This is a genomic window from Psychrobacter coccoides, from assembly GCF_017498085.1.
Classification (GTDB): Bacteria; Pseudomonadota; Gammaproteobacteria; order Pseudomonadales; family Moraxellaceae; genus Psychrobacter; species Psychrobacter coccoides.
This window is the reverse complement of the sequence record NZ_JAGBKM010000001.1, coordinates 269,569-289,779: the sequence shown is the minus strand read 5'-3', so window position 1 is coordinate 289,779 and position 20,211 is coordinate 269,569. Positions and strand designations below refer to the sequence as shown.

The following is a 20,211-nucleotide window of genomic DNA, read 5'->3' as shown; positions in this document are numbered from 1 at the left end:
TATAACGCAAAAGGCTGCCATATTAAGGTGCATTTTATTGATTGACAAGGACTCTGAGTCAGATCCAGCCTTTTTTACGAAACGACTTCAGTGCTGCAATGACCACCCTCATCTCATCAGGCGTACCAAGCGTAATACGATTGAACCCTGGTATAGAGGGAAACTCACGGCCAACCGCAATGCCGTATGCTTTCATTCTATCTATGTAGGTTTGGACATCACCTTTGATTTCATGAAAAATAAAGTTGGTTTGCGAGGGCAGATAGCGCAGTCCGAGTTTATCTAACGCCTCTTCCATCATCTGCCGTGCCTGAGTGGTGGTGTGCAAACTGTGCGCCAAAAACGCCGTATCTTCTATCGTAGCTACGGCAGCTACGGCAGCTGAGGTGTTGATGTTGTCAGTAGACATCAAAGCCTCAATCTCTAAAATAATCTGCGGGTTTGCAATGGCGTAGCCCACTCGCAAACCTGCAAGCCCAAAGAGCTTCGAAAAAGTACGAACAACGACTAGGTTATCTGACAGCTGATGTTTAACCCACTCAACCCCACTCTCAAAGCTTGGCTCCGTGACATAGCCAAAGTAAGCCTCGTCTAATAAAAAATAATGGTTTTTTGGGGCGTTTTTTATCCAAGCTTTCAGTCTGTCGGTTACCGTTATCGTCCCTGTTGGATTATTAGGATTACAAATATAAAACAGGCTGATGCCAGCAAATGCGTCAGCGGCTTTTTGTAGCTGCTCAAAATCTAAATCATAGTTGTCGGGCATTAGTGGTACTTTGGTCACTGACACCCCAAGAGAAACTGCATACTGCTCAGCACACCCAAAGGTCGGGTCGGGCGTGATCAGCTGAAACGCTACGCCTGTCTTCAGCGCCTTGTCATATAACATTTGTACGACTGCTCTGATACACTCAATTGAGCCATTGCCTAACAAAACCTGCGCTTCAGGTACGCCATTCATAGCAGCGACCTTGCTCATTAGCATGGTGCGCTGTTTATCAGGATACCGTGCGCCATCGTTTAGAGCGTCAGTGACCGCTTGTCTGGCCGAGTCTGACATGCCTAAGGCGTTTTCATTAAAGTCCAACTTGAGCAATTCATTATTATAAGTCTGCATGATAAATCGTCCGCCAAAACAGCCAATGGGTAATAAAGTCAGTGGGCAACACCTTCAGTAACTGATACAGCTCATCTTAATCATTGATATCATATTAAGTGGCATCTACTATAATTACAAGTTATCTGACTACCAAATATAAGTTATCTATAGTGCTGTCTGCAGCATAAAAAAGGTGAGATGCAAAGGATGCACCTCACCTTTTAGTATCGATGAAAGCTAAGATATAGGGCGCTAAATCAAATGCGCTTTGAGCTCTAGCACCTTATCACGGGTTTTGGCGGCATCTTCAAACTTTAGATCACGAGAGTACTGCTTCATAAGCTTCTCAAGGCGATTGATCTCTTTAGCGAGCAGATCAGGGCTACGCAATATACTGATATCGACATCGGGCAGATTACTCTTGACGGGTATGGCCTGATTGTCATTGGCGTCAAGCTCCTCGCCAGTATCAATCTTATCCGTGACATTACGCCGTGCTCCCCTTGGCGTAATATTATGCTCACGATTAAAGGCGATTTGTTTTTCACGGCGACGGTCCGTCTCTTCTATCGCCTTTTCCATACTAGGGGTCATACGATCTGCATAAAGAATCGCCTTGCCGTTTAGATGTCGTGCAGCACGGCCAATGGTTTGAATCAAAGAGCGCTCAGAGCGCAAAAACCCTTCCTTGTCCGCATCAAATATTGCCACCAACGACACCTCAGGCATATCAAGGCCCTCACGCAGCAAGTTAATACCGACGAGGACATCATGGACACCGGTGCGCAGCTCGTGAATGATCTGCATGCGCTCAACGGTATCGATGTCCGAATGCAAATAAGCCACCTTGATATCATACTCTTGCAGGTAGCTGGTCAGATCCTCTGCCATACGCTTGGTCAAAGTAGTGATCAATACACGCTCATCGAGCTCACGGCGTTTGGTAATCTCTGAGAGTACGTCATCGACCTGAGTGAGTACTGGACGGATCTCAATTTCAGGGTCAATCAGTCCCGTTGGCCGCACCACCTGCTCGACCACTTGTTCGCTATGCTCAAGTTCATATTGCGCTGGTGTCGCACTCACATAAATGGTCTTGGGCTTAATACGCTCCCATTCTTCAAACTTCATCGGACGGTTATTCATGGCACTCGGCAGACGAAAGCCATAATTCACAAGGTTTTCTTTACGTGATCGATCACCTTTATACATCGCCCCCACTTGCGAGACGGTCACATGCGACTCATCGATAAACAGCAGAGCGTCCTCAGGAATATAGTCAAACAATGTCGGCGGCGCTTCTCCCCAAGGACGGCCAGAGAGATGCTGTGAGTAGTTTTCAATACCGTTACAATAGCCAAGCTGTTGGATCATTTCTAAATCATATTGGGTACGTTCTTTGATGCGTTGGGCTTCAATCAACTTATTATTATCACGGAAGTGCTCTAAGCGCTGCTCAAGCTCATCACGAATGGTATGGCTGGCCGCCTCCAAGCGATTACGCGGGGTCACATAATGCGACTTAGGATAAATAGTAATACGTGGCACACTACGCACGGTTTTACCAGTTAAAGGGTCAAACCAAGTGATTTTTTCTACTTCATCATCAAACAGATGAATACGGACCGCAAGCTGCTCAGACTCCGCAGGGTAAATGTCAAGCAGCTCACCACGCAGACGATAAGTACCACGCCCAAAGTCCAACTCGTTACGGGTGTACTGCATTTCAACCAAGCGTTTAATCGTCGCTGTGCGATCTATTTTATCGCCGACGACGACATGCAACAGCATTTTTAGGTAACTCTCAGGATCGCCCAAACCATAGATACAAGAGACCGAGGCGACGATAATGGCATCACGGCGCTCAAGCAGCGCCCGCGTCGCTGACAGACGCATCTGGTCGATATGGTCATTAATGGCGCTGTCTTTTTCGATAAAGGTATCACTGGCCGCTACATAGGCTTCAGGCTGATAGTAGTCGTAATAACTGACAAAATACTCAACTGCATTATTTGGGAAAAACGCCTTAAATTCACCATACAGCTGCGCTGCAAGGGTCTTGTTATGCGCCATGATAATGGTGGGACGCTGACACTCTGAGATAACCTTGGCCATCGTGTAGGTTTTACCGGAGCCTGTCACGCCAAGCAAAAGCTGCTCATCCATGCCAGCATCAACACCTTTGACCAGCTTTTCAATCGCTTGTGGCTGATCGCCTGCCGGCTCAAAATCAGTCACCATTTCAAAGGCACGACTGGATATCTGCGTTCCAGATGCATTCACACCACTGATCTCAGCTTCACCTTGGAGCTGAGTGGCCAACTGATTTAACTGACGCGACGAGCGTGGTTCGGGCATTCGCATATTGTACTTTCTTCTTGTTAACGTTTATAACAATATGGGGTCAAGCGCTTCTTTTTAAAGCATAATTCAGTACAAAAAACAGCGGCCCTACTGGCGGCTTGAGAGTAGTTGGTCTTTAAAATAAGCCGCTTGTCTAGCCGGCTTATATAGTCAGCTTATAGTCGATACACTCTAAAAATATCATAGCGCTACTGGGATGCTTTCTGTTCAAAATATAGGTTGCGCAGCATCGAAGGAACGCAGCACGCAAGTAAAATTTATACCAGTAGCGCATTGAAATCCATAACAGTTTTACATTCAGCTGACTATATATTGTTTTATAGCCGTTCTTATTTACAAGGTCTTTTTAACAAAGCCATTACATGACTACTCAATAAAACCTAACACTTTTGGGTTCCATTCATATGATGAGCTGATAACATAGATATCGAGTTGATCAAGGGACGATAAGCATAATCAATAATATGTCCGATGATTCATCTTTGTTGATCCTTTCTACAATAATTTAAAATAATGGAGTAATTTATGAGAGAACGCTATGCCAGTGGTATAAACGACAATACTGCCAAAAAAATGGTAGCGCTACTAAATTCGAATTTAGCCAACTTAATCGACTTAAGCATGGATTCTAAGCAGTGTCATTGGAACTTGCAGGGCACAGGGTTTATTGGTGTACATCAGTTATTAGACGAGACTTATGAGCGCCTGACAGAAGCTTATGATACGGTCGCTGAACGTATCGTGATATTGGGCGGTAAAGCCAACGGTATCTCCAAGCGTGTCGTTGAAGACTCTATTTTAGAGACTTATCCCACCGATATCACCGAGGTCGACTCACACGTTCGTGAGCTGACCAATCGCTATAAGACCATCGCTGCTTCATTGCGTGAGGGCATCGATGTCGCTGGCGACGCTGGTGATGAGGATACCGCCGACCTACTTACTGAAGTCAGCCGTATTATCGACAAAGACGCTTGGTTTATCGGCGCTAACGCTCCTAAATCATAACTCTGAAGTCATCGTATAATAGCCAGATCATAAGCCGCTATTATGCGATATGAATCAAAAAGTCACCTTACTTAGTAAGGTGACTTTTTTGTTTCCGCGTTCCTTCCTAAAATAAGCTTATAAAAAGCAGCACTGCGACTTACTCGTTGATGTCACAACTGGGACGATCTGAGCTTTGCATACGCATATTTTTACGAGCCAGCGCTGCATCAGCACGGCACTGCTGTAGAGGGGTTTTGATGTCTAGCGGCGGTATGGGTGTGGGTTTGCCATTGTCATCGATAGCAACCATAGTAAAATAGCAACTGTTGGTATGACGAATGGTACGTGCACGCACATCTTCTGCTTCGACACGTATCCCTACTTCCATAGAAGTCTTACCGACATAATTAATACTGGCAGCAAAAGTGACCAGCTCACCGACATAGATAGGCTCACGGAACATCACTTGATCAACAGACAAGGTCACTACATAGTTACCGCTATAACGACTGGCGCAAGCATAAGCCACCTGGTCGAGCATTTTGAGTAGATCGCCGCCATGCACATTACCGATGAAGTTTGCCATATCAGGTGTCATCAGTATCGACATATAAAGCTCATGATTTAACGGCGCTTTTTTTGCAGTTGAAGAAGTATTGGACTGTGCCATAATGTTCCTTAGGTTTTTAAAAGTACAATTATATTAGACATCAGTGTATCTAAAGCGCTCTTGGATTAACAGCGCTTAATGAGCCACTGACACCCTCTTTTTAGCCCGAACAACCTTAAACAAACCAGTCAATCGACCCTATCAGTAGTGAGAAGTAACGCTGTAAACTCACTAGCTAAAACGCCTTCTAAGAGACATAACCACCCTAATATCAAAATATTATACAAAAAGGCTTGACCTATTTTTTATCTTTGCTAGAATACGCCCCACTTAGCAACGACATGTAGGAGCAATCCTCAAGCGTCAATACTCAAATACTTGTATTAAGTCAGAGTGATGTTAAGCTGTAGTGAGATGATTCATCTTCACAACCTATTCCCCAATAGCTCAGTTGGTAGAGCGTCGGACTGTTAATCCGTGTGTCCCTGGTTCGAGCCCAGGTTGGGGAGCCATATTTTGTAGTTGCTTTTTATGCAGTACCCCTTCAAGTCATTTTTGATTTGATTATGGCATTTGCCAAGACCCTTATTTTTGTAGTGAGGGTTTTTTTGTGTCTAAGGCTTTATATAGAGTTGAAGCTGTTTATTGTCTGTATTTGATATACACAAACAGCGACAAACACCCGAAACCCTACGACATAAGAAAATATATTTTTAATTGCGTATTATGGTTGACAGACTCGCACTACTTGGCTAAAATACGCTCCACATAACGCAAACAAGCTCAGATCAAGTTGCTTGGTGTTATAACAACTTATTCCCCAATAGCTCAGTTGGTAGAGCGTCGGACTGTTAATCCGTGTGTCCCTGGTTCGAGCCCAGGTTGGGGAGCCATATTCTAAAACCTTCATCGATTTTGATGAAGGTTTTTTTATGTCTCGTTTTTTTATGTCTCATTGTTTTTACGACTGCTATTTTTTAGTCGGTTCTATTGTGTTATATGATATAGTTAGTCTTAGATAGCAGCTTATAACGCTTATTTCAGGTACTGCTGAGCACTTATCAATGTCATCACAACATATAACTACCTGTCCTGCGCTTTCATTCATTCTCTTTATTCTTACTCAATATAAGTAATGGTTTACTATGATACCTGTACGCATAAAAAACAAATTTTCTGATCATCCCCAAAAAGTCACGCGCCCAGTTAGTATCCGCCTGTCTGAGGAGATGATTGAGTTATTAGAGACCACCTCATCAGAGCTTGGTTTTAAACGCATTCAAGGTCTGATACGCCTATATATTCGTCAAGGGCTTGACCGTGATCACCAAGACTATACCCTAGCGCATGATGAGGTCTTTATCGAGACTTTACGCAAAAGTGGTGTGAGCCAGCATATCATCGATAAAGCGATTGTAGAGACGCATGATAGCAGTATCACTCATCCCCTATCAGAGCTACAAAACGAAGATTAAAACCTGCTATGACTCACGATTAAAAGACCAGTCCTGCCCAATCGCAGCTGGTCTTTTTTATTGTCTGCTGATTAGAATCTGATAAAAGTTTTAGGCATAAAAAAACCCCAATCAGCATATTGATTGGGGTTTTTATTTTTAAAACTTAAATTTGGCGGAGACGGTGAGATTCGAACTCACGAAGGGCTATGAACCCTTGCCGGTTTTCAAGACCGGTGCATTCAACCGCTCTGCCACGTCTCCATAGGTGCATCATTATAGCGATATCGAATGAGAATGCAAGCGCATATTTAAAATAATTTAAATTATTTTTTTTCTAAGGCTTTTTCAGTCAGTTTTTGCTTACTAGATGCCAGGTGCAAACACATATCCAGCAGCCTGTTGGCATAGCCCCACTCATTGTCATACCAAGCAAAAACCTTGTATTGATTGCCTACCTGCATGAGCTGCTGACCATCAATGATCAGCGACTCTGACTGATGAATAAAGTCACTTGAAACCAAAGGCTCCTCAGTATAAGACATAATATCAAGCAAATGCGCCGTACTTGCTGTTAGCAGTGCTTGTTTTACTGAGTCAATTCGGACATTGGGCGTCTCAAATACAAAGGTCACATCGATAGCAGCAACGTCTATGGTTGGCACACGTATAGAATGACCATTGATTTTATCTGTCATCGTCGGCAATACCCGCTCAGTCGCTGCGATACTACTAGATGTCGTAGGAATGATGTTATGGCCTGAAGCACGTGCCCGTCTTGGATCACGATGCGCCTGATCGAGCACCGTTTGATCAGCGGTCACTGCATGAATCTCAGTCATCATAGCCGACTGCACACCAAATGCCTTGTCAAGTGTATCAATCAAGGGCACCAAGGCTTGCGTGGTACAAGAGACGCTAGAGATGATTGGTAACTCGCACGTCAATAGCTCAGTGTTGACACCCATCACGATACAGGCGTCCACATCATCAAAAGGGGCTGCACCGATGATAACTTGCTGCGCACCTGCCTCAATATGCAAGTGCGCCTGATCGTAAGACCGAAAGTAGCCCGTGCACTCTAACACCACATCAATACCAAGCGTTTGCCATGGTAGCTGCTTAGGATCTGGCTCTGAGAGCATGCGAATACAATACGTGTGGTTTTTTTTGGTCAAGCACAATTGCGTTTGGCTGTATTCATCGATGGTGCTCTCTATGATGTCTGCACTGACCCCTAGCCGACTGAGACGACCATGAGTACTGTCAAACTTTAACAAATGCAATAAAATATCTGCTGGTGCTAAGTCATTGATAGCGACCACATGTATAGCACGGCCTAGCACCTCAAAGCGCTCAAGTAGCGCACGGAGGACATTACGTCCTATGCGACCAAATCCATTAATAGCGACCCTCAATGGCTGTGTGTGCTCACTGGTTGCATGAAACCCTGATGCTACTGCGGGGTCTGATGTGAGATGGTAGGTGGTGCTGGAAAAATCAGGCATAACAGGATATCGCTATAAAGGTTGGAAGTGGTATAAAGAGATAATAGACGCGGAACACTATAAATAATACTAGGGCTTGTCCTCATTTTAAAAATGGAGATAAAAATGAGATAAATTGCCGTCAAACAAGGAAAATAGCGCAGATAATATCGGGATATTACCTAGCTATTTAACGACGTTTGGCAAGATTTAGCCATTTTTAGCCCATTTAGGTATCCTTCGATTGAATTGAGGACATGCCCTAGGGTGTGATAAATATCAATGCCAAACGAATGGTATTATAGTCAAAGGCTTGTTTAAGATGCTCATAGATAGGACGCAGCTTGATACTGCCATTGTCGTTAAAGTCATTGGGGTTGTTGGCGACTTTAATAGCGACATAGGCATTGCCAACTGCGGTCATAATATCATCATCAGGGCGCAAGTGATCGCAAGCAAGGCTGGGGTCTTGTGACTTCAGCTCACTGATATGGCGCATAATCGTCGATTGTGCCAGTTCCCGTGTTTGGGCAATATCAGCGATAGACAGACTCTCTTCTAATAGTAGCCTGGTCGCCATCAGCGTACTCTCAGACTTATCAGCCACTTGATTGCTTAGCTTGCTCTTTTTATCCAGCTGCGCTTGCTGACGCTCACGGCGGCGCTTTTGTAGACTGGTATAGGCTTCAATGACGGACTGACTCAGTGTACCACCTGACTTTAGTACGAACTTATCATGAGCTTGTGACATGCTTTTTTCATCAAGCATGGCATAGTTGGCGTCTGCTTCTTCAGAGAGCACCAAAAACCGTTTATCAGCACCACGGGCCAACGGGTCAAGCTGTAGGCTCATCTCATTCATACCCAGCAGCTGCAAGCCTGCCAATGACTTAAGTCGTGACAACGCCACATAACCTTGTCCCAGCTCAAAGGTACGTGACAAATCGATTTCAGCGGCGTCCAGGGTCATGCCTTGAGATTTATGAATGGTAATCGCCCATGCCAGACAAAGCGGTACTTGATGATAACTTGCCAGCACGTCCCCAGTTTCGTCTTCGATAATCCACTCTTCAGGCTCTGCAACGACTTCACGTCCTGAGTTGAGTCTGACCACAGGCATTTTCTGTGTGATGGCTTTTTTTGACTTTTCTTTGTCTTTTTTTGCTGCCTCTTTTTTATGATCAGCTGTCTCTTCATCATTATCAGCAGCGCTGTCTGTATCCAAATCGATATCAGTGCCTTTTTCGGTTAAAGTCTCCTCACTATCTTTATTGTCGTCAACCTTGACCGCTGCAAAACCAACGAGCTCGCCCATGGTGCCATTAGAGACGCCAAGCTCCGTGTTATTTTTGATAAACATCACTTTCGCCCCAACTTTCAAAATCAGCTCATCTTGGGTGCGCACCGTCTTTTTTAATGTCTCAACCAGTTTGCTATCGCCTGTGGCTGTTGCCTCAAAGCGCATCATCTCGCCATTTAGATTTGCAAGCTCTTTGTCATTGATTTTATTGACATTAAGATTATGGGTATAAAGACGGGTGCGGCTGACATCAACATCTTGATCATAGGTGGCTTCCAGTGCCGCAATCGCTTCAAACGTGACTTCTTGTCTGCGAATCTGATTGAGAATATCATCCAAATCTAGACCACCCTGAGCCGCCTCGCTGACTTGCCTGTGTTGCTCCGACAAATAACAAATGTGAAACCCAGCATCGAGCCACGCTTCTGACATAAAAGCAAACTTCTCTCGATTGCTCTCGCCCTTACTTCCAATCGGTGGCAACTGAAAAAAATCCCCCGCCACCACGACTTGAATCCCCCCAAAAGCCTCATCTTTTTTTCGTATATGCTTGAGCACCTGATTGACTAGGTTGAGCTGCTTGGCATGGAGCATAGATATCTCGTCGATAATCAATACTGCAGTGTCTTTGATTCTGTCTGCCAAAAACTGCTTACGTGACAGATTGACCAAATCACGCTCTGATAGTTCATCCTTGATACCTATACCCGACCAGCTATGGATGGTCGTACCACTCATATGGGTCGCAGCGATACCAGTACTAGCGGTCACCGCCACCGGTACACGGCGTGCACGCAAATAATGAATATATTGGTTAAGCGTATAAGTCTTACCAGAGCCTGCCGAACCCGTCAAAAAGACATTTTGACCTGTTTTTAATATATCAAGTGCAGAAGATTGACGCATATATCCAAACCAACCCATAACTTAAGAAAGTAGAGCGCTACGCTTGTAGCATAATAGTGGTAGCAATTATAGCAGCTGTATCCAGTTTTCGAACCAATTAAAGCAAATACCTATACATAACCCAAAGTTATCAACAATCTTGCCAGCTCTTACTAAAAGTAGCTTTGTTTATATACAAAAGTTCAGTACGATAGTATGACAAGCAGATCAGGAAGGTCTGTAAAAACCGTGTGAGTAAATAAAAAAATCTTGCACTTTGAACCACTTCAATAAGTGCATACAACAAGGAGCCGTTAATGCTACACGCCTATCCCAATACTGAAAACAGTCCCGTTCAATTTCGTGAAAAATACGACAACTTTATCAATGGTGAGTGGGTGGCACCTGTCGATGGTGAGTACTTTGAAAACACCAGCCCCGTCGATGGTAAGGTCATCTGCCAAGTCGCTCGCTCAAAAGAAGCGGATATCGAAAAAGCATTAGATGCTGCCCATGCGGCCAAAGAGGCTTGGGGCAAGACCAGTGTCGCAGAACGTGCCAACCTACTGCTAAAAATCGCTGATAAAATGGAAGCCAATTTAGAGGCTATCGCCATTGCCGAAACCTATGAAAATGGCAAGCCCGTGCGTGAGACCCTTGCGGCAGATATTCCGTTAGCGGTCGATCACTTCCGTTATTTTGCCAGTGCCATTCGTGCTCAAGAAGGCGGTATCAGCCAAATCGATGATGACACTGTTGCCTATCACTTTCATGAGCCGCTAGGCGTCGTCGGGCAAATCATCCCGTGGAACTTCCCTATCCTGATGGCGGTATGGAAGATCGCTCCTGCACTTGCAGCAGGCAACTGTATCGTCATGAAGCCGGCTGAGCAAACGCCAGCATCTGTTTTATTCATGCTAGAAACCATCGGTATCGCTGATATTTTGCCTAAAGGTGTGTTAAATATCGTCAACGGTTTCGGTGTTGAAGCAGGTAAACCATTGGCATCTAACCCACGTATTAACAAAGTGGCCTTTACTGGCGAAACGACTACTGGTCGCCTTATCATGCAATATGCCAGTGAAAACATCATTCCAGTGACCTTAGAGCTGGGTGGTAAGAGTCCCAATATCTTCTTTGCCGACGTCATGGATGAAGATGATGACTTCTTAGACAAAGCAGTCGAAGGTCTTGTGATGTTTGCTCTTAACCAAGGTGAGGTCTGTACTTGTCCGTCACGAGCGCTCGTACACGAGAGTATTTATGATGAGTTTATCAAACGCTGTATCGAGCGTGTCAAAGCCATAAAAATGGGCAACCCACTCGATACTGATACCATGATTGGCGCACAAGCCAGTACTGATCAGCTAGAAAAAATCCTGTCTTACTTAGATATCGGTAAGCAAGAAGGGGCGAAAGTCTTGGTTGGTGGCGAACAAGCCAAGCATGAGGGTGACCTTAGTGAAGGCTACTATGTCCAGCCTACGATCTTTGAAGGCACTAACGACATGCGGGTATTCCAAGAAGAAATCTTCGGCCCTGTCTTAGCCGTCACCACTTTTAAGGACGATGAGGAAGCCATGCAAATCGCCAATGACACCTTATACGGTTTAGGTGCAGGCGTCTGGACACGCAGTGTACACAAAGCGTATCGCTTCGGACGTGGTATCCAAGCAGGTCGTGTATGGACCAACTGCTATCACGTCTATCCTTCGCATTCTGCATTCGGTGGCTACAAGCAATCGGGTATCGGCCGCGAAAACCATTTGATGATGCTCGACCATTATCAGCAAACCAAAAACATGCTGGTGTCGTATAGTCCAAAAGCGATGGGGTTCTTTTAAACCCTCGTTCACAGCGCTTTGTGATAAAACCCATAAAGCGCCTCATTGATTGATGTTTATAAAGCATCAATCTTTTAAGTAGTTACAAGGAGTAAGTAACGTGGCTAATAAAATGAAAGCAGCTGTCCTACATGAGTTTAATCAACCGCTACAGATCGAAGAAGTAGACGTCCCAACCGCAGGTGCCGGTCAGATCGTGGTAAAAATGGAAGCCTCAGGCGTCTGTCACACGGACCTCCATGCCGTAGAAGGAGATTGGCCAGTCAAGCCAAGTCCACCGTTTATCCCTGGACATGAAGGCGTAGGCATCATCACCTCTGTCGGCGAAAACGTCCATCACGTCAAAGAAGGCGACCGAGTCGGTGTGCCTTGGCTCTACTCTGCTTGCGGACACTGTACGCACTGTTTAGGTGGTTGGGAGACGTTGTGCCTAAAGCAAGAAAACTCAGGCTACTCGGTGAATGGTAGCTTTGCAGAGTATGTACTTGCAGATGCCGACTATGTGGGCATTATCCCAGAAAGCGTGGACTCTGTAGAGATTGCCCCTGTCTTGTGTGCAGGTGTCACTGTCTATAAAGGCCTAAAAATGACGGATACCAAGCCTGGTGACTGGGTAGTGATTTCAGGTATCGGTGGTCTGGGTCATATGGCAGTGCAGTATGCTATTGCGATGGGACTCAACGTCGCTGCAGTCGACATTGATGACGAAAAGCTTGAGTTTGCCAAAAAACTGGGCGCAAAAGTTACAGTCAATGCAAAAAACACAGACCCAGGTGAGTATCTGCAAGAAGAGATTGGCGGCGCTCATGGCGTGCTAGTCACTGCCGTATCCTCCAAAGCCTTTGATCAGGCGCTAACTATGTTACGCCGCGGTGGTACCTTGGTCTGTAACGGCCTACCGACAGGTGACTTCCCTGTCTCTATCTTTGATACTGTACTAAATGGTATCACCATTCGTGGCTCTATCGTTGGTACCCGTCTTGACTTGCAAGAGTCGCTAGATATGGCAGCAGCTGGACAGGTAAAAGCCACTGTCGCCGCTGAGCCTCTTGAGAATATTAATGATATTCTCGATCGCATGCGTGATGGCAAGATTGAAGGTAGGATCGTGATTGACTACAGTATGTAGCCATCATAATACCACCCTGTGATTGAAGTCTGTAACCATAACGCTTTGATCAAAAAAATAGGCCGTATCACTTTCAACTCTGTGTTTTTTAGCCACTTGAGTTGAGATGATATGGCCTTTTTTCTCTATGTCTTCCTTCGATAATGATAAGGAGTCTATTATGAAACTTACAGCGACAGAATCTTGTGTTGTCCTCATCGATCTGCTCAAATCCAAGCATGGCGAGCTTATGTTTCACCAGTCGGGCGGCTGCTGCGATGGCAGCTCTCCGATGTGTTATCCGCTCGGTGAGTTCAAAGTGGGCGGACAAGACGTGCTCGTTGGCGAGTTGGCAGGCTGCCCTTTTTATATGGGTAAAGCCCAGTACGAGCTATGGAAACATACTGATTTAACCATTGATGTGGTAGAGGGACGTGGGGCAAGCTTTTCACTGGAAATACCAGAAGGCAAACGTTTCATTGTGCGCTCAGAGGTATGCAAAGTTTGAGCACCTGCTCCTCATGTAATGGCTCAGCTGAGTCAATAAAAAATCCAACCCTAGATTTGGATCTCTAGAGTTGGATAAATAAAATCACAACCAACCAAGGTTGTTAGTATTGCCACGGTTGATCTTGTTCTATACCGGCCTTGTCTATTTTATTTCTTCTTTTTTGAATCTTGGTATCTACTTTTTTCTGCTTTTTTAAGGCTTTTTGGTTGATATCATCTATCAAGCTCTGAATCATTTTATCTACTTTATCTTGCTCTTTTTGGCGCTTTTTATCTACTTTAGCCAGCTCTTTTTGACGCACCTCGTCTATCTTATCTTGTTCTTTTTGGCGCAGCTTATTAAGCTTACTGAGCTGTTTTTTGGCCTTTTTACTCAGTTTGATATTATCTTTTGTTTCATTGTCGGCAGATTTCTTCGACATAATAGCTCTCCTTGATCATATTATATAACAGGTTTACCTACTTGATGTTAAGTCAAGATCGAGACCTAATCAACGTGCCAGTACAAAACAAATACACACCGTCCTCCTATTCAACAATAAAACAAGTGCACTTCCCCCGATAGCACGGTACCTGTTTTACTCTGTATATTTTTAAGTGTATTCACTACAAGGCTAAATGTCAGAGCGCCACTCTTCTTATTTAGGCGCTAAAATTCGTGCGGTTAGCTTTTGCACCGGTTGGCCGATGATAAGCACAGCAAAAAACGCTGCTGGTAACGCTACTTTCCAAGCATTGAGAAAGTTAATAAAAAACTCCTCTGACAATCCTAAATTGATAAAGGTAATAAACATCGTCATCATAAACGACAACAGCGTAGACATGATAGCGGTGTTCACAATTCTAAATTTGAGATTCATACTTCCCTCAATATCCAATCTAATAGTTAAGATAAGCCTCTATGACTAACCCACCTCAGCAATAGAATCATTATACATTTTTATATAATATTTTAAATTTCAAAAAACCAAACATAGTGATTGATTACTTAGGTCAATATGGAATGACAACAACAAGCATCAAACTAAAGTATAGTAGATTGAATTAAGAAAGGTACTAACACCACTGGGATAGTTATCCTAAATACGGGTTAGACAGCCTCTAGTCAAAGTAGCAAACAAGGTTATACCAGTAACGACTTGGAACTTATGGCTGTTTTATCTTTGACTGATTCTATGATCACAACTCGTTCATACCAACACTTTCCATATTAGAATGAACTGTGTAGTATTATTAATAGTTGCGTCTTCAATATTTACCTTAGTTAATTAAACTCATGATGCTTTTACTGTACTGTTAGCATACTTTTATTTATTATATTTACAGATGTATCTGTCATCTTGTTCGTACTATCGTTTTACAGATCTAGCATATACTTCTTTAATCACCTTACAAGGATGTAAAAATGACATTATCAAACGACGTAGATGTAGTCAGTAGTGCAGCCAAAAACACTATATCAAGACGCAGGCTGTTAGGAGCCGTTGGCATCGCATCGGCCTTAGTGCAGCCCCTTTGATGAGCACGCAAGTCTTTGCCGCCGCCAATGACGCCAGCCGCCCTGCCGTACCCTATCGTGCCAGTACCGCTGAGAAACAGCTCAATATCATTAGCCTTGAGCGCTTGGAAGTCGAAGCCCGCGGCGCTATTCCAAAAGCAGGCTATGAGTTTGTATCAGGCGGTGCCGGCAATGAGTGGACATTGCGCGAAAATCGTCGTGCCTTTAATGATTATCGTATCGCAGCCAAACGCTTGGTCGGTTTAAGTAATAACGATATTGATATTCGTACGAGCTTATTGGGTCTCAATATGCCTTCGCCTATCATGGTTGCGCCTATGGAAGCACACATGATGGTGCACGAGCAAGGCGAAAAAGACACCGCCCGTGGTGCTGGTCTTGCCAAGACGTTGTACTGCTCATCAGGCGCATCAAACACCACGCTTGAAGAAATTGCCAAAGCGACTAGCGGCCCGAAGTGGTTTCAGCTGTATTGGAATAACGATGATGCTGTCACCCGCTCACTGCTGACTCGTGCCCGTGAGGCGGGCTATACGGCGATTATCCTAACCGCTGATGCTTTAGGACCTGGCATGCCTGAAGATTTTAAAGCGATGGGCAGTCCATTTCGCCCAGATGCAAACTTCGCCAATCATGATCCTAAGAAAGGCGGATTTGGTAACTTCTTTGATCAAAAGACCGCTTTGACCCCTGAAAACATTCAATTTATCAAACGCTTCACCGGTTTGCCTGTTATCGTCAAAGGCATCCTGCGCCCAGACGATGCCGACAGATTTATCCGTGCGGGTGCTGACGCCATACAGGTTTCTAACCATGGTGGTCGTCAAATCGATGGCGTACCCGCCAGCATTACAGCACTGCCTCCTATCGTCAAAGTAGTCAATAATCGTGTGCCCATCATCTTAGATGGTGGTATTCGCCGAGGTATTGATATCGTGCGTGCGATTGCCATGGGCGCAGATGCCGTAGCAGTCGGTCGTCCGATGATGTATGGTTTGGGTCTGGGCGGCGCACAAGGCGTGCAGTCGGTCATTGAGCACTTGAGTAATGATCTAAAATCAACCATGTTGTTAGCAGGCGCAGCCAAATTGTCTGATTTGGATGCAAGCTATATCGATATTGTAGGTGAGAATGAAAGGTTTGATACTTATAATGGCTAATCGGTCTAGGGTTAAATGATAAAAAAGAGCTGCTAGACGACTCTAGCAGCTCTTTTTTACAAAACTATTAACTCAACTAAAAATCATAGCTCAGTGCTGGGCTAAAGCCACAGCCTACGAATCAGGTCAAACTATTCACAGCCTCAACCACCGCATCCGTAGTAATTCCAAACTCTTCATACAAGTCACTCGCAGGGGCAGACTCGCCATAAGTGGTCATGCCGATGATTTTACCATCGAGACCGACGAACTTATACCAGTAGTCCACATGTGCCGCTTCTACTGCGACGCGAGCACGAATATCGACTGGCAATACAGCATCACGGTAGCTGGCGTCTTGCTCCATAAAGACCTCTGCACACGGCATAGAGACCACACGGACGCCTACACCATTTTCGCTAAGCGTTTTATGCGCTTGCATCGCAAGGCCAACTTCTGAACCTGTTGCGATGATGATTGCTTTTAGCTCGCCTTGTTCATTCGCCAGTACGTAACCCCCTTTGGTGATGTTAGCGACTTGTTCACTGTCACGTTGCTGATGCGGCAAGCCTTGACGGCTGAAAATAAGCGCTGAGGGGTTGTTTTCTGACTTAATCGCTTCTACCCAAGCCGTCGCCGATTCGGTCGCATCACAAGGACGCCATGTGCGTAGATTTGGCGTGGTGCGTAGGCTGGTCAATTGCTCGACTGGCTGATGCGTTGGGCCATCTTCACCCAGACCGATAGAGTCATGCGTATAGACATGAATGACACGCTGTTTCATCAAAGCGCCCATACGGACAGCATTACGTGCGTATTCCATAAACATCAGGAAGGTGGCTACATAAGGAATAAAGCCGCCATGCAAAGCAATACCATTGGCAATCGCCGTCATGCCAAACTCGCGTACACCATAGTAGATATAGTTACCGTCAGCATCAGTCTCAATCCCCTTTGCGTCTTTAAATAGCGTAAGGTTAGAGCCTGCTAGATCTGCTGAGCCGCCCATGAGTTCTGGCAATAATGGCTGCAGGGTATTGATCGCATTTTGACTGGCTTTACGACTGGCGACATCACCGCCTGCTTCTTGAGTTTGCTGGATATAGTCCCTTGCTTGGCTCTCAAAGTCAGCTGGCAACTCGCCATTTAGGCGGCGTAGTAGTTCAGCGGCCAGTTCTGGATAGGCTTTTTTGTACGCTTCAAAGTCGGCATTCCAGTTCTTTTGTTGCACGTCGCCTTTAGCTTTAGCATCCCATGCTTCGTAGATTTCATCATCTAGATCGAACGGACCGTGTTTCCAAGACAAGGCTTCACGGGTCAAAGTAATTTCGTCATCACCAAGCGGTGCACCATGGCTGGCCGCTAGACCTTGCTTGTTAGGACTACCGACACCGATAATGGTTTTGCAAATGATTAGACTTGGTTTAGTGGTCTCATTAATGGCCTGCTCGGTCGCCTGTGTGATGGCGTCAGCATCATGACCATCCACTTCGATCACTTGCCAGCCATACGCCTCAAAGCGACCTTTGGTGTCGTCAGTAAACCAACCTTCGACATCACCATCGATAGAGATGCCGTTGTCATCATAAAAGAAGACCAACTTACCAAGCTCTAGTGTACCAGCTAACGAGCAGACTTCATGACTGATACCTTCCATCAAGCAGCCATCGCCTAGGAAGGCATAGGTATGATGATCAACGATATTATGGCCGTCACGGTTGAACTGTGCGGCTAAGGTCTTTTCAGCGATAGCAAAACCAACGGCGTTGGCAATGCCTTGACCTAGTGGCCCAGTGGTCGTCTCAACACCTGGCGTATAGCCAAGCTCCGGATGACCCGGGGTCTTTGAATGCAGCTGGCGAAAGGCTTTTAAGTCTTCAATACTGACGTCATAACCCGTCAAATGCAGCAGTGAATAAATCAGCATCGAACCATGACCATTCGATAATACAAAGCGATCACGATTATGCCAACTAGGGTCAGCAGGATTGTGTTTTAAAAACTTGCGCCATAACACTTCGGCAATATCCGCCATACCCATAGGTGCACCAGGGTGACCAGAGTTGGCTTTTTGAACCGCATCAAACGACAGTACACGAATGGCGTTGGCTAATTTACGTTCACTAATTGGAGCTGACATAGAGTGTCCTAATATTCAAATAAGAGGTATGACTGATAAGAGGAGGGGTTACTCGATAATAAAATAAGGACGCAAAATGCGCCCTTAAGCTGTAAGCTATAAAATCAAATTATGATTTTAACATATTTGCTATGAATCAAACCAAAAATGCATTTAAATGATTGTATTCAATTAAAATCCAGTCGCTAAAACACACCACAACTATCAAGCTGCTATCGTCTCAGCACCGCCCATAAACGGACGTAATACTTCTGGAATGGTGATACTTCCATCAGCATTTTGGTGGTTTTCCATCACCGCCAGTAATGTACGACCAACCGCTAGCCCTGAGCCATTTAGAGTATGCGCAAGGCTGGTTTTTTTACCGTCTTTGACTCGTGTGCCCATACGGCGTGCCTGAAAATCGCCACAGTTAGAGCAACTTGAGATTTCACGATAGGTCTCTTGGCTGGGCAACCACACCTCGATGTCATAAGTCTTTTGGGCACTAAAACCCATATCACCAGTACACAGCTTCACCACACGATATGGCAGATCAAGCTGTTGCAAGATGTCTTCTGCTTGGGCAGTCATCGCCTCTAGCAGATCATCTGACTGTTCAGAGGTGGCGATATTGACCATTTCTACTTTTTCAAACTGATGCTGACGGATAAGCCCTCGAGTATCACGGCCATGTGAGCCCGCTTCACTACGAAAGCATGGGGTATGAGCGGTAAACTTAAGCGGCAACTCTTTAATGTCCAAGCGCTCACCACGTACCAAGTTGGTCATTGGCACTTCAGCGGTTGGAATCAGATAAAAGTCTGTGCCTTCATTATTGGTGTGATTGGTTAACTTAAACAAATCATCTTCAAACTTAGGCAACTGACCCGTACCTTTTAAGCTCTCAGCGTTGACGATATAGGGTACATAAGTTTCAAGATAGCTGTATTTTACAGTATGAGTATTGAGCATAAACTGAATCAAGGCTCTATGCAGCTGTGCCAACTGGCCTTTTAGGACATTAAAACGGCTGCCTGTAAGTTTAGCTGCAGCCTCAAAATCCAGCAGACCCAGCACCTCTCCGATATGCGTATGGTCTTGAATGTCAAAATCAAACTCACGTGGCGTGCCCCATTGACGTACTTCTACATTATCGTCCTCTGAGTCACCAACAGGCACATCACTGGCTGGTAGGTTAGGAATTTGCAAGGCCGCTTGGGTAATGCGTTCTTGCAATGTACGCAACTCATCCTCAGCCGCCTTAATCTCACCGCTAACACTTTGCATCTCAGCGAGTAACTCGCTGGCATCTTCACCAGATTTCTTTAAGGCCCCTACCTGCTTGGCGCCAGCGTTGCGACGTGACTGCAGCTCTTCTGTTTTTACTTGCAGGGACTTACGCTCATTTTCAATGGTTTGCCAAAAGCTCATATCAAGCTCATAACCACGAGTGGCCAATTGTTGCTGTAGTTCGCTCAAGTCGCCACGTAAAAGTTTTGGATCGATCATAGTGTTTGCCTGTAGGGCTAAATGTGAATAAAAAATAAAAAGCTAATGGGATATTTTAGCTGCTTATGATACCAAGACCGAGCTGTTTTGACCATGTTTCCAGTAGGTTTTCACGGCTTATTAACAGCACTCTACTTAGCATTTTTACGATAGATAGTGCTGTTAGGTGTATTAAGGTGAGTTGCATCAGGACAAATAAACAGACAACAGTGGTTATCTGTTTCATTTAGGGGCACTTTTCGGTAAGATAAGCGCATATCTTTTTATCCAC

Annotated in this window: 15 protein-coding genes and 3 tRNA genes; 8 read left to right on the top strand and 10 right to left on the bottom strand. The window is 45.0% G+C overall.

Translation table 11 applies throughout. From position 1 onward, the window contains the following. Positions 1 to 58: 58 nt before the first annotated feature. A complete protein-coding gene (locus J3492_RS01340) occupies positions 59 to 1,117 on the bottom strand; it encodes a pyridoxal phosphate-dependent aminotransferase (RefSeq protein WP_207988915.1) in 1,059 nt (352 codons plus the stop codon). 234 nt (positions 1,118 to 1,351) lie between these two features. Beyond that, positions 1,352 to 3,463, bottom strand: a complete 2,112-nt coding sequence (gene uvrB / locus J3492_RS01335; RefSeq protein ID WP_207988913.1) for an excinuclease ABC subunit UvrB — start codon at positions 3,461 to 3,463, stop codon at positions 1,352 to 1,354. Between the two features lie 525 nt (positions 3,464 to 3,988). Between uvrB and dps the strand changes: the two genes are divergently transcribed. Continuing rightward, a complete protein-coding gene (dps, locus tag J3492_RS01330; protein ID WP_207988911.1) occupies positions 3,989 to 4,471 on the top strand; it encodes a DNA starvation/stationary phase protection protein Dps in 483 nt (160 codons plus the stop codon). A 139-nt stretch (positions 4,472 to 4,610) separates the two neighbouring features. Here dps and J3492_RS01325 read toward each other — a convergent pair whose 3' ends face one another. Beyond that, the gene (locus tag J3492_RS01325) at positions 4,611 to 5,123 is read right to left on the bottom strand and encodes an acyl-CoA thioesterase (protein WP_207988909.1); all 513 of its coding nucleotides are present in this window, start codon (positions 5,121 to 5,123) and stop codon (positions 4,611 to 4,613) included. A 376-nt stretch (positions 5,124 to 5,499) separates the two neighbouring features. Here J3492_RS01325 and J3492_RS01320 point away from each other — a divergent pair. The 3 genes from J3492_RS01320 to J3492_RS01310 all read left to right on the top strand — a co-directional run bounded on the left by J3492_RS01320 (position 5,500) and on the right by J3492_RS01310 (position 6,538). Continuing rightward, positions 5,500 to 5,575: transfer RNA gene (locus tag J3492_RS01320), tRNA-Asn, on the top strand. 305 nt (positions 5,576 to 5,880) lie between these two features. Then, a tRNA-Asn gene (locus tag J3492_RS01315) sits at positions 5,881 to 5,956 on the top strand. Between the two features lie 252 nt (positions 5,957 to 6,208). Beyond that, entirely contained in the window at positions 6,209 to 6,538 is a 330-nt protein-coding gene (locus J3492_RS01310) for a CopG family transcriptional regulator (RefSeq protein ID WP_207988907.1), read from the top strand. 152 nt (positions 6,539 to 6,690) lie between these two features. Here J3492_RS01310 and J3492_RS01305 read toward each other — a convergent pair. From J3492_RS01305 to J3492_RS01295, 3 genes are all read right to left on the bottom strand, one after another. Continuing rightward, positions 6,691 to 6,781: transfer RNA gene (locus J3492_RS01305), tRNA-Ser, on the bottom strand. Between the two features lie 62 nt (positions 6,782 to 6,843). After that, positions 6,844 to 8,025: a type I glyceraldehyde-3-phosphate dehydrogenase gene (locus tag J3492_RS01300; RefSeq protein ID WP_207988905.1), complete on the bottom strand. Its 1,182-nt coding sequence runs from the start codon at positions 8,023 to 8,025 to the stop codon at positions 6,844 to 6,846. Between the two features lie 241 nt (positions 8,026 to 8,266). Beyond that, a complete protein-coding gene (locus J3492_RS01295) occupies positions 8,267 to 10,210 on the bottom strand; it encodes an AAA family ATPase (protein WP_207988902.1) in 1,944 nt (647 codons plus the stop codon). Positions 10,211 to 10,506: 296 nt separating this feature from the next. Between J3492_RS01295 and exaC the strand changes: the two genes are divergently transcribed. From exaC to J3492_RS01280, 3 genes are all read left to right on the top strand, one after another. Further along, complete coding sequence (exaC, locus tag J3492_RS01290; RefSeq protein WP_207988899.1) at positions 10,507 to 12,033, top strand: acetaldehyde dehydrogenase ExaC; 1,527 nt, start codon at positions 10,507 to 10,509, stop codon at positions 12,031 to 12,033. Between the two features lie 100 nt (positions 12,034 to 12,133). Next, positions 12,134 to 13,162, top strand: a complete 1,029-nt coding sequence (adhP, locus tag J3492_RS01285) for an alcohol dehydrogenase AdhP (RefSeq protein ID WP_207988898.1) — start codon at positions 12,134 to 12,136, stop codon at positions 13,160 to 13,162. Between the two features lie 160 nt (positions 13,163 to 13,322). After that, positions 13,323 to 13,649, top strand: a complete 327-nt coding sequence (locus J3492_RS01280) for a DUF779 domain-containing protein (RefSeq protein WP_207988896.1) — start codon at positions 13,323 to 13,325, stop codon at positions 13,647 to 13,649. Between the two features lie 103 nt (positions 13,650 to 13,752). On the opposite strand, the gene J3492_RS01275 is transcribed toward J3492_RS01280, so the two are convergent. Together J3492_RS01275 and J3492_RS01270 are read right to left on the bottom strand one after the other, a co-directional pair. Beyond that, positions 13,753 to 14,073, bottom strand: a complete 321-nt coding sequence (locus J3492_RS01275; RefSeq protein WP_207988894.1) for a hypothetical protein — start codon at positions 14,071 to 14,073, stop codon at positions 13,753 to 13,755. A gap of 216 nt (positions 14,074 to 14,289) precedes the next feature. After that, a complete protein-coding gene (locus J3492_RS01270; protein ID WP_207988892.1) occupies positions 14,290 to 14,511 on the bottom strand; it encodes a DUF2798 domain-containing protein in 222 nt (73 codons plus the stop codon). A 658-nt stretch (positions 14,512 to 15,169) separates the two neighbouring features. On the opposite strand from J3492_RS01270, the gene J3492_RS01265 reads away from it, so the two are divergent. Further along, entirely contained in the window at positions 15,170 to 16,330 is a 1,161-nt protein-coding gene (locus J3492_RS01265; RefSeq protein WP_207988890.1) for an alpha-hydroxy-acid oxidizing protein, read from the top strand. Between the two features lie 121 nt (positions 16,331 to 16,451). On the opposite strand, the gene tkt is transcribed toward J3492_RS01265, so the two are convergent. Then, on the bottom strand, positions 16,452 to 18,449 hold the full coding sequence (tkt, locus tag J3492_RS01260) for a transketolase (RefSeq protein WP_207988888.1): 1,998 nt from the start codon (positions 18,447 to 18,449) through the stop codon (positions 16,452 to 16,454). A 204-nt stretch (positions 18,450 to 18,653) separates the two neighbouring features. After that, positions 18,654 to 19,940, bottom strand: a complete 1,287-nt coding sequence (gene serS / locus J3492_RS01255; protein ID WP_207988886.1) for a serine--tRNA ligase — start codon at positions 19,938 to 19,940, stop codon at positions 18,654 to 18,656. Between the last annotated feature and the right edge of the window lie 271 nt (positions 19,941 to 20,211).